Origin of the sequence: Bacillus sp. EKM420B (assembly GCF_011065565.1) — a bacterium.
GTDB lineage: Bacteria > Bacillota > Bacilli > Bacillales > Bacillaceae > Bacillus > Bacillus velezensis.
In genome coordinates, this window is record NZ_JAAMNX010000009.1 from 1 (window position 1) to 13,632 (window position 13,632).

A 13,632-nucleotide genomic window follows, 5' to 3' on the forward strand; every position below is an offset into this window, starting at 1 on the left:
TATTAGGCACGCCGCCAGCGTTCGTCCTGAGCCAGGATCAAACTCTCCGATAAAGTAGTTTGACTGACTACGCACATTGCTGCGCGATTTATTTAAAACTTTGAATTAACAGGTACGTTTTGTCTTGTTTAGTTTTCAAAGATCATTTTACCTTTCGTTCAAGCGACTTTATTATTATATCTTATCAATCTCTTGAAGTCAACAACTTTTTAAATTTCTTTTTTCGTCAGCGCCTTGTTTAGCGGCAACGAATAATAATATACCACCTCGCAAATAATAGTGCAATAGTTTTTTTAAAAGAAAATCAAAAAAGTTTTACGAGCGGCTTGTTTCTAAAAAAGCGCCGTACTGCGATAAGCAGAAACGGCGCCTTCCCTTTTATTAGCGTTGTCTCATTTGAGGGAATAATAAAACGTCTCTGATAGACGGAGCATTTGTTAACAGCATGACAAGGCGGTCGATACCGATACCCAATCCCCCGGTCGGCGGCATGCCGTATTCAAGAGCTTCAACGAAGTCTTCATCCATCATATGCGCTTCATCGTTTCCTTCTTCTCTTTCTTTTAATTGCGCTTCAAAGCGTTCCCTCTGGTCAATAGGGTCATTCAGCTCCGTAAACGCATTAGCGTGCTCACGGCCGACGATAAACAGCTCAAAACGGTCTGTAAAGCGAGGGTCCTCCGGATTTTTCTTAGCAAGAGGAGAAATCTCTACAGGGTGGCCGTAAATAAATGTAGGCTGAATGAGTGTTTCTTCAATTTTTTGTTCGAAGAATTCATTGATGATATGACCCACCGTCATTGAGTTTGTGATCTCGATACCATGCTCTTTTGCATGACCGCGCGCTTCTTCAACAGTCATCTCATTCCAGAAATCTACGCCTGTCGCTTCTTTGACCGCATCTACCATGTGGAGTCGTTTCCACTCAGGTTTCAGATCAATCTGCTCTTCGCCGTACTGGATTGTGGTGCTTCCAAGCACTTCCTGCGCAATATGTGCTACGAGGTTTTCCGTAAGACTCATAATATCTTTATAATCGGCGTACGCTTCATACAGCTCGATCATCGTGAATTCAGGGTTATGGCGTGTAGAAACACCTTCGTTACGGAACACGCGGCCGATTTCGTAGACTTTTTCCAATCCGCCGACAATCAGGCGTTTCAGGTGCAGTTCAATCGCAATACGCATATAAAGCGGCATGTCGAGCGCGTTATGGTGCGTGATGAACGGGCGTGCAGACGCTCCTCCCGGTATGCTGTGCATCGTAGGTGTTTCAACTTCTAAGTATCCATGGTCATCTAAGTATCTTCTCATCGCTTGGATGATTTTGCTGCGTGTGATAAACGTTTGTTTGCTGTCAGGGTTTACGATGAGATCGAGATAGCGCTGGCGGTAACGCTGTTCAACGTCTTTTAACCCATGATATTTATCAGGAAGAGGACGCAGTGCTTTTGTCAGCAGTTCAAAAGATGTCGCTTTGACAGAAAGCTCGCCTACGTTTGTTTTGAAAACTTTCCCCGTGATGCCGATAACGTCTCCGAGGTCTGAAGATTTAAAGATTTCATATTGTTCTTCGCCGACACTGTCTTTTCTTACGTAAATTTGAATTTGACCTTCTAAGTCCTGCAGATGCGCAAAGCCGGCTTTCCCTTTTCCGCGCTTTGTCATCATACGGCCTGCAATGGTCACTTCGATCGCTTTTTCTTCCAGTTCTTCTTTAGAAAGCTCCTGGTAGGCGTCAATGATCTGCTGAGATTGATGCGTTCTCTCGAAACGTTCGCCGAAAGGGTCAATGCCGTTTTCTCTCAGCTGGTTCATTTTATCTCGTCTGACTTGCAGCTGGTCGTTCAATTCCTCATGATTTTGCTCTTCTTGACTCATTGGTATCACTCCGTTACATTTTGATTTCACGAAAAAGCAGAAAAACTGCCAGCGGTAAGCTGGCAGTGAGCAGCAATAGAGGGTGTATATTAACCTACTTTTGCATCTTGAAGCTCTTTTGCCTCTGCTTCGGCGGTAAATGCATCTAAAAGCTGCACAAATTCTTCACGCGTCTCACATTGGTTAATTTCATTGCGTACATTCGCATTGCCTCTGACACCTTTCAGATACCAGGCAGCGTGTTTTCTCATTTCTCTGACTGCCACATTTTCGCCTTTTAACTTAATCAGGCGGTCTAAGTGCAGTTTGCATACCGACATTTTTTCACGGACTTTCGGCTCGTCTTTTAACTCACCGGTTTCAAGGTACTGCACCGTACGGTAAATCATCCACGGGTTGCCGAGTGCGGCCCGGCCGATCATGACGCCGTCAACTCCTGTTTCCTCAAGCATGCGTTTCGCGTCCTGAGGCGTTTTGACATCACCGTTTCCGATGACGGGAATGGAGACGGATTGCTTCACTTCTTTAATGATATCCCAGTTCGCAGTGCCTTCATACATTTGCACTCTTGTGCGGCCGTGAAGGGCAACGGCTTTTCCGCCGGCACGTTCAACGGCTTGGGCGTTTTTCACGGCATAAATGTGATCTTCGTCCCAACCCATTCTCATCTTCACTGTAACCGGCTTATCAACAGCATCTACTACTGCGGATACCATTTCATAAATCTTATCAGGATCGAGAAGCCATTTGGCGCCCGCATCACATTTTGTAATCTTTGGTACGGGACATCCCATGTTAATATCAATAATATCAGCAGTCGTGTTTTGATCTACAAACTTCGCCGCTTCCACAAGGGTTTCCTTTTTTCCTCCAAAAATCTGAAGGCTGAGCGGTTTTTCACGTTCATCAATGTAAAGCATCCCCATTGTTCTTGCGTTGTTGTAAAGAATCGCTTTGTCACTGACCATTTCAGCGCATACTAATCCGGCTCCGAATTCCTTTACAGTCAATCTGAACGCTGAGTTGCAGACACCGGCCATAGGGGCAAGCACAACCCGGTTTTTCAATTGAATATCACCGATTTTAAACATTTTTCCCCTCCTTTCATTTGTCTATTTTTCAGGCGGGGCCAATTCGTCCGCACTTATATTTAAAACATCTGCCGCATCTTGAATGATGGCATCTGACGGCAATCGGTTTCCGCGTTCAATTTCACCGACAATAGAAACTGATATACCTAATGCTTTTGCAAATCCTTCTTGAGTATAACCTTTCAGCTTTCTGAATGCACGAATTCGCCTACCCCAGATTTCTGCTTCCATACTCTTACACCTTCTTGGTTTGTTTCAGCGCTTATCTTGATATGATCCGCCTGCGGACATATTTCTTTTAACGGCGCAAGGACAAATAAGCGCTCATACATTCTCGGATGCGGAACAATCAGCCGCTCTGTTTCAATATTTTCACGATTATACAGCAAAATGTCAAGGTCTGCCGTCCGCGGTCCCCAGCGAATCTCTCTCGTTCTGCCTAATTCAGCTTCAATGCTCTGCGTTACATCAAGAAGTTCAAAAGGAGATAACGACGTTTTCACTTCAACCGCCATATTGAGAAACTGATCTTGATCCTCATAACCCACGGGATCTGTTTCATATATGGAGGACACCTTTGACACCGTCACGCCATGATGCCGGCTGAGCATGGCAACTGCCTGGCGCAAATAATGTTCACGGTCGCCCATATTGGAACCGAGGCCGATATATGCCGTATTGTTCATGATTTCTTTCTCGTCATTTCTATGGCTACTGATTTATAATGGCCGGGAATCGGCGGGTCAGGCTTAACAACCTTTACCGTACATTGCCGCACCGGCTCAAATTTCTCAAGGACGGTGTCTGCGATCCGTTCCGCAAGAGTCTCGACCAAATTAACGGGCTCGCCCTCAACGATGCCGCGGCAGACACTGTACAATTCCGCATAGTTAATGGTATAAGAAAGGTCATCCGTTTTTCCCGCTTTGCTCAAATCCAGTTCGGCAGTCAGGTCTACTTTGAAGCGCTGGCCGAGTTTGTTTTCTTCTTCGAACACGCCGTGATATCCGTAAAACTCCATACCTTCCACATATACTTTATCCATAATGTGCGCCTCCTTTGTTCAGCATAGCATCCATCATCTTAGTCATTCTTGCGATCTCTTTGACATCGTGCACCCTCACAATGTCGCAGCCTTTTTGGACGCCAAGGCATACTGTCGCTCCCGTTCCCTCGGCACGTTCTTCAGGGGGAAGGTCAAGCACACGGCCGATGAACCTTTTTCTCGATGTAGCCAGGAGCAGCGGATAACCTAACCCGCTGAACACCTCCAGCTTGTTCATGACAGCCAGATTGTCCTCATAGTTTTTCGCAAAGCCGATCCCCGGATCCAGAATCATGTTTTCATCTGTGACGCCGGCTTCTGCGGCAATTTTTACGCTTTCCATTAAGTCTGCAAGCATATCAGGAATAAGATCGTTGTAGTTTCTTTCCATACGATTATGCATTAAGATAATCGGAACCCCGTGTGCGGCGGCTACTGACGCCATGTCAGGGTCACCTTTCGCCCCCCAGATGTCATTAAGGATAGAGGCTCCCGCTTTGACCGCTTCGTCTGCCACGGACGCTTTGTACGTATCGATTGAAAGCGGAATGTCCAGCTCGCTTGTGATCCGTTCTATGACGGGGATGACTCGTGACATTTCCTCATCAGCCGACACGAGTGATGCGCCGGGCCTTGTCGATTCGCCGCCGATATCTATGATATGCGCCCCTTCTTCAGCCATCTTCGCCGCATGCAGAAGCGCCCTTTCCGTACTGTCGTATTTGCCGCCGTCTGAGAAGGAGTCTGGCGTTACATTTAATATCCCCATAACGAGCGTCTTCTCTTTATAGGACAGAGCGCCTTTTTTTGTATGAATCAGTTTAGGCTGTTCAATTGTTTGCTGCGCCATTTTGTTCCTCCTCCTGTACATTCATTTTGTTTATTTCCTGCTGATACTGCTTACAGAGCAATTGCACCGTTTTTCCGCTCATTCCGGGCAGCGGAACTTCCTCTATTTTAGAAAACGGGATGATTTCAAGCACGGAGTTTGTCAACCATGCTTCATCTGCTTCAAGCATTGATTGAAAACGGAATCGGCCTTCGGTGACTTCTGTCCCCTGCCGTTTCAATTCATCAATGACAAACTGTCTTGTTACCCCATCGAGAATTCCCGTATCCAAAGATGGCGTAAAGACCTTGTCTCCTTTTCGCCAAAACACGTTGGAGACAATGCCTTCCGCGACATCTCCTTCTCCGGTCAGGAAAATCCCTTCAAGATTAGGATCATTCCCGATCTCCCGTTTAGCGTACATGTTGTTTAAATAGTGATGGGATTTTAACCGGAAATGTCCTTCAGGCGTATTTCTCCGGACAGAGAGAAGCCTGCCTTCTTTTTGAACAGGCAGAGTTTCCGGATTGAGCCGGTTGACGAAACAAAGGACGGTCGGCTTTTCATAAGTCTGCGCGGCAAACCCCTTATCGCTGACGCCTGCCGAGATGTTAAGCCGGACACGCGCGCTGCCGTCCTTTATGTCATTGAGGTGCAACAGTCTCCGAAGCATATCAAGCAGCTCCTGTTCGTTCACCTCATATGCAATCTGCAGATCCCGAAGCGCCCTGTTGAGCCTGGCGACATGCGCATCCGGCAGAAACGGCCGGCCGCTGTAAAGCCTGAACGTCTCGAACGCGCCGAGCCCGTACAGATAACCATGGTCAAAAGGAGAAAGCGCCGCTTCTTTCTCCTCTATATATTGACCATTCAAATATATAATCACACCGACACTTCCTTTTTGCGGTGTGTCTCTATAAAGTTTCTGAGCATCTCTTTGCCGAAGGAGGTCATGATGGATTCCGGATGGAACTGAACACCTTCAACAGGCAGCTCATGATGGCGGATTGCCATAATTTCTCCTTCTTTGGTTTGAGCGGATACCGTAAAACAATCCGGCAGCGTGTCCGCTTTGACAATAAGTGAATGGTACCGGGTGGCGACCAGCGGATTTTGCAGGCCTTTAAAAATCGTCTGCCCGTCATGCATAACTTCTGACGTTTTGCCGTGCATGAGCCGCTCTGCTCTGACGACATCGCCGCCGAATACTTGCGCAATCGACTGATGCCCGAGACATACGCCGAAAATAGGAATACTGCCGGCAAAATGTTTGATGGCTTCGAGGCTGATCCCCGCTTCATCAGGACTGCACGGTCCGGGAGAAATCATTAAGAAGTCCGGACCCAGCTCTTCAATCTGCTCAATCGTAATCTCGTCATTCCGTCTGACGATCAGTTCCTCCCCGAGCTCACCCAAATATTGAACCAAGTTGTACGTAAATGAATCATAATTGTCAATCATTAAAATCATCTCTGCTCACCTCGTCTGATTTTTTGTCTCTTCTTCACTCAGCTCTAACGCCTTTTTCATCGCAAAAGCTTTTTTGAACGATTCCTTGTATTCATGCTTCGGAACCGAATCAATAACCACTCCTGCTCCGGACTGCATAAAAGCATGTCCGCCGGCTGCATAGATCGTCCGGATCACAATGTTAAACTGCAAATCTCCGTTGAATCCGAACCAGCCTATAGATCCAGTATAAAGCCCCCGTCTTGTCGGCTCAAGCTCTTCTATAATTTCCATCGTTCTCACTTTGGGCGCTCCCGTGATGGTGCCCCCCGGGAACACCGCATGAATAATGTCTGTCGCGTCATATCCGTCCTGCAGCTCTCCCTGTACGTTTGACACGATATGCATGACGTGGGAATACTTTTCGATCGCCATAAACTCGTTAACCCGCACGGAACCGTAGCGCGATACGCGCCCGAGATCATTACGCTCAAGATCAACAAGCATGACGTGTTCCGCACGTTCTTTTTCGTTGTGAATTAATTCATCAGCCAAAGCCTTGTCTTCAGCATCGTCTTTTCCTCTTGAACGCGTACCCGCGATCGGTCTCGTTTCAAGCTTCTTCCCCTTCTTTGTCACCAATAGCTCCGGCGACCCGCATATCACTTGAAACCCCGGTGTCTCGAGATAGGCCATGTAAGGAGACGGATTGACGTTTCTCAAGTGTTTATACACCTCATACGGATGAACGGATAAAGACTGAGACTGCCTGATGGACAAATTAACCTGGAACACATCGCCGCTCGCGATATATTGTTTAATTTGTTCTACAGCCTGTGAAAATCCTTCCTCGGTGAACGGAGCGGCGTACGATCCGTCCCCATTCCGATTCAGCGGTGAAAAAGGCTCGTCCGCCGTTTGGAGGGAACACCACATGTCCTCTAAGCCGGACAGCTTTTCTTCCGCAAGATCCGCTTCTTCCGCTTCAGTATGGGTAATGAGCCATAACGCCTCTTCCTCATGGTCATAAACGGCCACATCATCAAAAACAAGAAAGTAAATATCGGGTGTTTCCAGATCATCTAACGACAGCATCTTAAAATTCTCAATATATCGGGCATAGTCGTAACTGATAAAACCAATCGCACCGCCCTGAAAGTCCGGAAACTCAACGTTTGTTTCCGTTCCGAGCGTTCCAAACCATTCATGAAAGGCCCGCAGCGGGTCACCTTCTTTAAACAGTGTTTCTCCCTCATGCTTGATCGTTGTAATTCCGTCTTTCCCTCTGACGGACGCAATCGGATCTAGACCGGCTATACTGAATCTTCCCCCTCTCGCGCTTTCGAGCAGAACATGCCGTTTTCTCGATTTCGAAAGGTTTTCATATCGCTGTAAAAATGCTTGTTTCGTAAAAGGTATTTTTCTTCCTGCCGGTCTGCGTTGTGCCATCATATCAATCCTCTGCTTCGTTTTACTGTAGTTTTATTTTAAAGCAATCACACTGGTGAAAAAAGTGAATTTCACTTCCAACCATAAAATTCGAAACGTTTTTTGGATTTTCGATACTTCAGGCACAAAAAAACTCCCGGATACAGCCGGGAGCCGTGTGTATGTCTCTATTCAAACTGATAAAGCGGTGTGCTTAAGTAACGTTCTCCGTTACTAGGGATGATCGCAAGCACTTTCTTGCCTTTCCCGAGTTTTTTCGCGATTTCCAGCGCCGCGTAAATGGCCGCTCCGGAAGAAATGCCGCCGAGAATCCCTTCTTCTTTTGCCGTTTTACGGGCATATTCAAATGCATCCTCATTTTTGACGGGAATGATTTGATCATAGATGTCCGTATTCAATGTTTCAGGGACAAATCCCGCTCCGATACCCTGAATTTTATGCGGGCCCGGTTTTCCGCCGGAAAGAACCGGAGAATCCGCCGGCTCTACCGCATAGATTTTGATGGATGGATATGCTTCTTTCAGCACTTCGCCCGCTCCCGTGATGGTTCCGCCGGTACCGATTCCGGCCACGAACGCATCAAGCTGGTCGTCACCAAACTGTTCTACGATTTCTTTCCCCGTCGTTTGACGGTGAATTTCCGGGTTTGCCGCATTGTTGAATTGCTGAGGCACAAAGTATCCGTGTTCCTCGGCAAGTTCTTCCGCCTTTTTAATGGCGCCCTTCATTCCTTCTGCGCCGGGAGTCAGCACAAGCTCCGCTCCGTATGCGCGCAGCAGATTGCGTCGTTCCATACTCATTGTATCAGGCATAACGAGAATGGCTCTGAGACCTTTAGCCGCTGCCACCATCGCAAGACCGATCCCTGTATTTCCGCTTGTCGGTTCAATGATTGTGTCGCCGGCTTTTAATTTTCCTTCTTTTTCAGCCGCTTCAATCATCGCCGCTCCGATACGGTCTTTTACGCTGCTGCCCGGATTCATGTATTCAAGCTTCAGATATACATCTGCACTGTTTTCATCCGTCAGGCGATTCAATTTCACAATAGGAGTATTTCCGATTAGTTCAGTAATAGAATTTGCAATACGCACCATGTTGGACACCTCAATTTCCGACTAAATTTATTGGTATTATAAATATAAGTTATCAATTTCAAAATTTTTTGTCAATCATTTAGTTCTTTTTTCCCCGTAGAACCAAGAGACCCCCGCCTCTTTCCACAGCGTTTTGACTGTCGCCTTGTCACCTAATTGATCCATCGCGATCTGGCGTCTGATTTGGCTCTTCACTTCATTGTATGAGAAAGTTCTCGCTTTAAGCTTTTCTTTCAGCTGAATGACGGCATATCCTGAAGAAACTTTAATCGGTTCAGCGGACCATTCATCTTCTTTGAGATTTTTAGCTTCTGTGATATATGCCTGCGGGATATTTTCCTGGTTTTCTGTCACAAAGCCGAGGTCTCCGCCATACTGAGACGTGTATCTGTCCGTGGAACGCTCAGCGGCGACGGCTTCAAAGCTGGAACCGCCTTTCAAATCAGCAAGCACCCTGTCCGCCTCTTCCTTGTTTTTGACGACAATGTGCCGGATTCTGTAGGAATCATCGAAATGGTACAGTTCTTTATTTTTATTATAAAATGATTGCATTTCCTTATCCGATATATCGATGTCCTTCGTCAGCAGTTCTTCAAGAAGAATGTTGTAGCGGATCTGGTCTCTCCATTCTTTTTCGGTAATATGGCTGTCTTCATAAAATGAATTATTTACCGCTTTGATTAAAAGAAATTCACGTTCCAATTCGGTGTTTGAAACTGTGAGTTTATTCTTTTTCGCAAGTTCTTCCACTACTTGTGCATTAATCATGTCTTCCAGAGTTGATTTTCCGTACTCGTCTTCCATCTTTTTCATCCAGTCCTGCCGTGTGATATGTTTATCACCGATTGTCGCGATGGATTCTTCAGATGACCCTGCAGCTTGGGATTTTGTTAACTTATACGCCACTGCTACACTGCATACCAACAGCGCCGCTACAATAATCGTCAAAAGTGTTCTCGATTTCAAAATCTACCCCATCCCTTTTACAAAATAGAACAACCCGCTAAAGAGCTAGCGGGTTGTTTCGTCACGAAGCTCTTCCAGTTCTTCTTTTGTAAATAAATATTTCTCATTACAAAAATGGCAAACCGCTTCGGCTTTTCCGTCTTCTTCTATCATATCTTGTATTTCTTTTTTGCCTAGTCCTAAAATGGCCGTTTCGAATCGATCTTTTGAACAAGAACAGTGAAATTTGACCGGCATTGTTTCGAGAACGTCCGGTTTTTGACCCAGAACTTCTTCTAAGATTTCTTCCGGTGTCAGGCCTTTTTGAATCAATTTTGAAATCGGTTCGATTTGAGATAATTGCTTTTCAATTGTTGAAATGGTTTCTTCATCAGTCCCCGGAAGAAGCTGAATGATGAATCCGCCCGCAGCGAGAATCGTGTTATCAGGATTTACTAGAACACCTACGCCGACAGATGAAGGGACTTGTTCAGAAGAAACAAGGTAATACGTGAAGTCATCACCGAGTTCACCCGAGACAATCTCTACTTGTCCCGTAAAATAATCACGCAAGCCCAAATCTTTTACGACACTGAGTGTTCCGTCAGTTCCGACCGCCCGTCTGACATCCAGTTTCCCTTGTTCATTGAGGTCAAAATGAACGTGCGGGTTTGATACGTATGCTCTTACCTCACCCTTTGCGTTCGCATCTGCGACAATGGCTCCGATCGGGCCGCCGCCTTCTATTTTGACTGTCAGCTTATCTTCACCCTTAAGCATCGCTCCGAGCATCAGAGACGCTGTCATCGTCCGGCCGATTGCGGCTGATGCCGTCGGCCACGTGTCATGCCTTCTTTGCGCTTCATTTACCATATCTGTCGTTCTGGCTGCATAAGCCCGCACTTTACCGTCATATGCAATTGCTTTAATTAAATAATCCATCGTTTACCTCCTATACGTGACCCACGCGATTTCGCTCATAAATGATTTCCAGCCCTTTTAAAGTAAGAAACGGGTCAACAATATCAATACAGTCTGATTCGTTTGCGATTAATGACGCAAGCCCCCCTGTCGCAATGACTTTCGGTTCTTGTTTGGCCTGCCATTTCATCCGCTTTACAATGCCTTCAACTTGTCCGACATAGCCGAAAAGGATGCCGGACTGCATGGCGCTTACCGTATTTTTGCCGATGATATTGTCCGGTCGGGCGATTTCAATTCTCGGAAGCTTGTCCGCGCGTGAGTACAGCGCTTCCGTTGAAATTGTAATGCCGGGAGCAATCGCGCCGCCCATGTATTGTTTGTTTTCATCGATGTAGCAATACGTCGTCGCCGTTCCGAAATCAACAACAATTAAGGGGCCGCCATACTGCTGAATCGCCGCAACGGCATTGACGATTCTGTCAGCTCCCACTTCTTTCGGATTGTCATATTTTATATTTAAACCTGTTTTCATTCCCGGGCCGACAACCTGCGGCTCGATGTGAAAGTATTTTGTGCACATTCTTTCTAAAGAGAACATAATCGGCGGCACTACGGATGAGATGATAATCCCTTCAATCTGTTCAAACATCAATCCGGAATGTTCAAATAAGGAGCGGAGCAGCATGCCGAATTCGTCTTCTGTTTTGTGCCTGCTCGTTTCTATGCGCCAATGATATTCTAGTTCCCCATCATGATATACACCAATCACGGTGTTGGTGTTCCCCACATCTATAACCAGTAACAACCTCTATCACCACTTTTGAATAGTTTCTAATCATAACATTTTCAACATTCTACAATACCATACACGATCTGCGGCTCTTTTGTAAACAAAACGAAACCAGTAAAAAAACCGCCGGTATACGCCGGCGGTTTTCATATCAGAAAGCGAACTATTCTTTCGGCTCGTCTTTCTTTTCTTCTTCTGTTTTAGACAGGATGTTTACTTTCACATCGTCTTTTTGAAGATGGTCATCTGAGAAATTGCGCTCAGGGAGTTTTCCGTGATCCACGAGATGCTTGATTTGTTCCGCATCTAATGTTTCCACATCAAGCAATGTCTGAGCAATCAATTCAAGCTTATCGCGATTTTCAGTCAGGATGGTTTTCGCACGCTCATAACATTCTTTAATGATGCGCTGAATTTCCTGATCGATTTCGTAAGCGATCTGATCACTGTAGTTTTGCTCATTGTTGAAATCCCGGCCCAAGAATACTTGACCGCCTTGAGATTGACCGAACTGAAGCGGTCCGAGTTTTTCTGACATACCGAACTCTGTCACCATTCTTCTAGCAATGTTCGTTGCCCGCTGGAAGTCATTGTGAGCCCCCGTGCTGACTTCGCCGAAGATAATTTCCTCCGCAACACGTCCGCCCAGAAGACCGACAATTTTATCGAGAAGTTCAGGTTTTGTCTGGAAGTAACGGTCTTCTCTCGGAAGCATGACCGCGTATCCGCCCGCCTGCCCCCTCGGAACGATCGTTACTTTATGAACCATATCGGCTTCATCCAGCACAAGTCCGATAACGGTGTGACCGCCCTCGTGGTACGCCACGATATTGCGTTCTTTTTTCGAGATGACGCGGCTCTTCTTCGCAGGACCCGCAATGACACGGTCCGTTGCTTCATCAATGTCGCGCATATCAATTTTCTTCTTGTTTTGACGGGCAGCAACGAGTGCCGCTTCGTTAAGAAGGTTTTCTAAATCCGCGCCTGAGAAACCGGGTGTTCTTGAAGCGATTGCTTTTAAGTTCACCGTCTCATCAAGCGGTTTGTTTCTCGCATGCACCTGCAATACGGCTTCACGGCCGATGACATCCGGACGGTCTACCGTAATCTGACGGTCAAAACGTCCCGGACGGAGCAATGCAGGGTCAAGAATATCCGCACGGTTTGTCGCAGCGATAATAATGATTCCTTCATTCGCACTGAAACCGTCCATCTCTACAAGCAGCTGGTTCAGCGTCTGTTCGCGTTCATCATGCCCGCCGCCAAGACCGGCGCCGCGCTGACGTCCTACCGCGTCGATCTCATCAATGAAGATCAGGCAAGGCGCATTCTTTTTCGCATTTTCGAATAAATCACGCACACGGGAAGCACCGACACCGACAAACATTTCAACGAAGTCAGATCCGCTGATGCTGAAGAAAGGAACGCCCGCTTCACCGGCTGAGGCTCTCGCAAGCAATGTCTTACCGGTTCCCGGAGGTCCGACCAGCAGCACGCCTTTAGGGATTCTGGCGCCAAGCTCGGCGAATTTGCGGGGATCTTTCAGAAACTCAACAACCTCAACGAGCTCCTGCTTCTCCTCATCCGCGCCGGCTACATCTTTAAACTTCACTCGTTTCTTTTCTTCCGTATACAGCTTCGCTTTGCTCTTTCCGAAGTTCATGACACGGCTTCCGCCGCCCTGAGCCTGATTGAGCAGGAAGAAAAACAGAATAAAGATGATGACAAACGGAATGATCGTCGTTAAGAACGTCACCCACCCGCTTGTTTCCTGTGCGGGATCAACTTTTACGTCCGTCTTTTTAATTGCGTCAAATATCTGGTCTGCTCCTTTTCCTTCAGGAACATGTGTTAAAAAGTACTGGTCTTTGTCGTATTTTTTCAGCTGTCCTTTTACCTCATAAACACCTCTGACAGGCTGAACCGATACGCTATCAACTTTCCCTTCATCGAGGTTCTTGATAAACGTACTGTACGACATATTTTCTGTTTTCGGGTTTGAGGTCTGGAAGTAACTCACAACCCCGATTACTACTAATAAAATAAGTAAATAAAAAATGGTATTACGGAAGACCCGATTCATTCCTTACCTCCTCCCACAGTAAGCACAACTATGTTCAATAGTACCATAGAAA

Annotated in this window: 14 protein-coding genes; all 14 read right to left on the reverse strand. The window is 46.5% G+C overall.

Going from position 1 to position 13,632, the window contains the following annotated elements; all coding sequences use genetic code 11:
* Positions 1–381 precede the first annotated feature (381 nt).
* The 14 genes from lysS to ftsH all read right to left on the reverse strand — a co-directional run bounded on the left by lysS (position 382) and on the right by ftsH (position 13,580).
* Entirely contained in the window at positions 382–1,881 is a 1,500-nt protein-coding gene (gene lysS, locus G9F48_RS18715; RefSeq protein ID WP_014416740.1) for a lysine--tRNA ligase, read from the reverse strand.
* A gap of 89 nt (positions 1,882–1,970) precedes the next feature.
* On the reverse strand, positions 1,971–2,972 hold the full coding sequence (gene dusB / locus G9F48_RS18720; protein ID WP_014304210.1) for a tRNA dihydrouridine synthase DusB: 1,002 nt from the start codon (positions 2,970–2,972) through the stop codon (positions 1,971–1,973).
* Positions 2,973–2,993: 21 nt separating this feature from the next.
* Positions 2,994–3,203 carry a helix-turn-helix domain-containing protein gene (locus G9F48_RS18725; protein WP_003150668.1) on the reverse strand — a complete coding sequence of 70 codons (210 nt, stop codon included), beginning with the start codon at positions 3,201–3,203 and terminating at the stop codon, positions 2,994–2,996.
* Positions 3,155–3,658 (reverse strand): 2-amino-4-hydroxy-6-hydroxymethyldihydropteridine diphosphokinase, encoded by a 504-nt coding sequence (folK, locus tag G9F48_RS18730; protein ID WP_165409944.1) that lies wholly within the window; start codon positions 3,656–3,658, stop codon positions 3,155–3,157. The genes G9F48_RS18725 and folK overlap by 49 nt, the downstream gene beginning before the upstream one ends.
* On the reverse strand, positions 3,655–4,017 hold the full coding sequence (gene folB, locus G9F48_RS18735) for a dihydroneopterin aldolase (RefSeq protein WP_094247301.1): 363 nt from the start codon (positions 4,015–4,017) through the stop codon (positions 3,655–3,657). Before folB ends, folK begins: the two co-directional genes overlap by 4 nt.
* The gene (gene folP, locus G9F48_RS18740; protein ID WP_003150672.1) at positions 4,010–4,867 is read right to left on the reverse strand and encodes a dihydropteroate synthase; all 858 of its coding nucleotides are present in this window, start codon (positions 4,865–4,867) and stop codon (positions 4,010–4,012) included. The genes folB and folP overlap by 8 nt, the downstream gene beginning before the upstream one ends.
* Positions 4,848–5,732, reverse strand: coding sequence for an aminodeoxychorismate lyase (gene pabC / locus G9F48_RS18745; protein WP_165409945.1), 885 nt, complete (start codon positions 5,730–5,732; stop codon positions 4,848–4,850). The genes folP and pabC overlap by 20 nt, the downstream gene beginning before the upstream one ends.
* A complete protein-coding gene (gene pabA / locus G9F48_RS18750; RefSeq protein WP_063637075.1) occupies positions 5,729–6,316 on the reverse strand; it encodes an aminodeoxychorismate/anthranilate synthase component II in 588 nt (195 codons plus the stop codon). Before pabA ends, pabC begins: the two co-directional genes overlap by 4 nt.
* Before the next feature lie 6 nt (positions 6,317–6,322).
* Positions 6,323–7,744, reverse strand: coding sequence for an aminodeoxychorismate synthase, component I (pabB, locus tag G9F48_RS18755; protein WP_024084798.1), 1,422 nt, complete (start codon positions 7,742–7,744; stop codon positions 6,323–6,325).
* A 167-nt stretch (positions 7,745–7,911) separates the two neighbouring features.
* Positions 7,912–8,838: a cysteine synthase A gene (gene cysK, locus G9F48_RS18760; protein ID WP_004264603.1), complete on the reverse strand. Its 927-nt coding sequence runs from the start codon at positions 8,836–8,838 to the stop codon at positions 7,912–7,914.
* 75 nt (positions 8,839–8,913) lie between these two features.
* Positions 8,914–9,804: a peptidyl-prolyl cis-trans isomerase gene (locus G9F48_RS18765; protein WP_015388785.1), complete on the reverse strand. Its 891-nt coding sequence runs from the start codon at positions 9,802–9,804 to the stop codon at positions 8,914–8,916.
* Positions 9,805–9,849: 45 nt separating this feature from the next.
* Positions 9,850–10,725: an Hsp33 family molecular chaperone HslO gene (gene hslO / locus G9F48_RS18770; protein ID WP_004264606.1), complete on the reverse strand. Its 876-nt coding sequence runs from the start codon at positions 10,723–10,725 to the stop codon at positions 9,850–9,852.
* 10 nt (positions 10,726–10,735) lie between these two features.
* Positions 10,736–11,512 carry a type III pantothenate kinase gene (locus G9F48_RS18775; RefSeq protein WP_165409946.1) on the reverse strand — a complete coding sequence of 259 codons (777 nt, stop codon included), beginning with the start codon at positions 11,510–11,512 and terminating at the stop codon, positions 10,736–10,738.
* Between the two features lie 148 nt (positions 11,513–11,660).
* Complete coding sequence (ftsH, locus tag G9F48_RS18780; protein WP_060561972.1) at positions 11,661–13,580, reverse strand: ATP-dependent zinc metalloprotease FtsH; 1,920 nt, start codon at positions 13,578–13,580, stop codon at positions 11,661–11,663.
* Between the last annotated feature and the right edge of the window lie 52 nt (positions 13,581–13,632).

What these genes read in the sequence shown, in the direction of transcription:
- lysS (WP_014416740.1), bottom strand. Translation starts at nt 1,881, where the DNA reads ATGAGTCAAGAAGAGCAAAATCATGAGGAATTGAACGACCAGCTGCAA.
- dusB (WP_014304210.1), bottom strand. Translation starts at nt 2,972, where the DNA reads ATGTTTAAAATCGGTGATATTCAATTGAAAAACCGGGTTGTGCTTGCC.
- G9F48_RS18725 (WP_003150668.1), bottom strand. Translation starts at nt 3,203, where the DNA reads ATGGAAGCAGAAATCTGGGGTAGGCGAATTCGTGCATTCAGAAAGCTG.
- folK (WP_165409944.1), bottom strand. Translation starts at nt 3,658, where the DNA reads ATGAACAATACGGCATATATCGGCCTCGGTTCCAATATGGGCGACCGT.
- folB (WP_094247301.1), bottom strand. Translation starts at nt 4,017, where the DNA reads ATGGATAAAGTATATGTGGAAGGTATGGAGTTTTACGGATATCACGGC.
- folP (WP_003150672.1), bottom strand. Translation starts at nt 4,867, where the DNA reads ATGGCGCAGCAAACAATTGAACAGCCTAAACTGATTCATACAAAAAAA.
- pabA (WP_063637075.1), bottom strand. Translation starts at nt 6,316, where the DNA reads ATGATTTTAATGATTGACAATTATGATTCATTTACGTACAACTTGGTT.
- pabB (WP_024084798.1), bottom strand. Translation starts at nt 7,744, where the DNA reads ATGGCACAACGCAGACCGGCAGGAAGAAAAATACCTTTTACGAAACAA.
- cysK (WP_004264603.1), bottom strand. Translation starts at nt 8,838, where the DNA reads ATGGTGCGTATTGCAAATTCTATTACTGAACTAATCGGAAATACTCCT.
- hslO (WP_004264606.1), bottom strand. Translation starts at nt 10,725, where the DNA reads ATGGATTATTTAATTAAAGCAATTGCATATGACGGTAAAGTGCGGGCT.
- ftsH (WP_060561972.1), bottom strand. Translation starts at nt 13,580, where the DNA reads ATGAATCGGGTCTTCCGTAATACCATTTTTTATTTACTTATTTTATTA.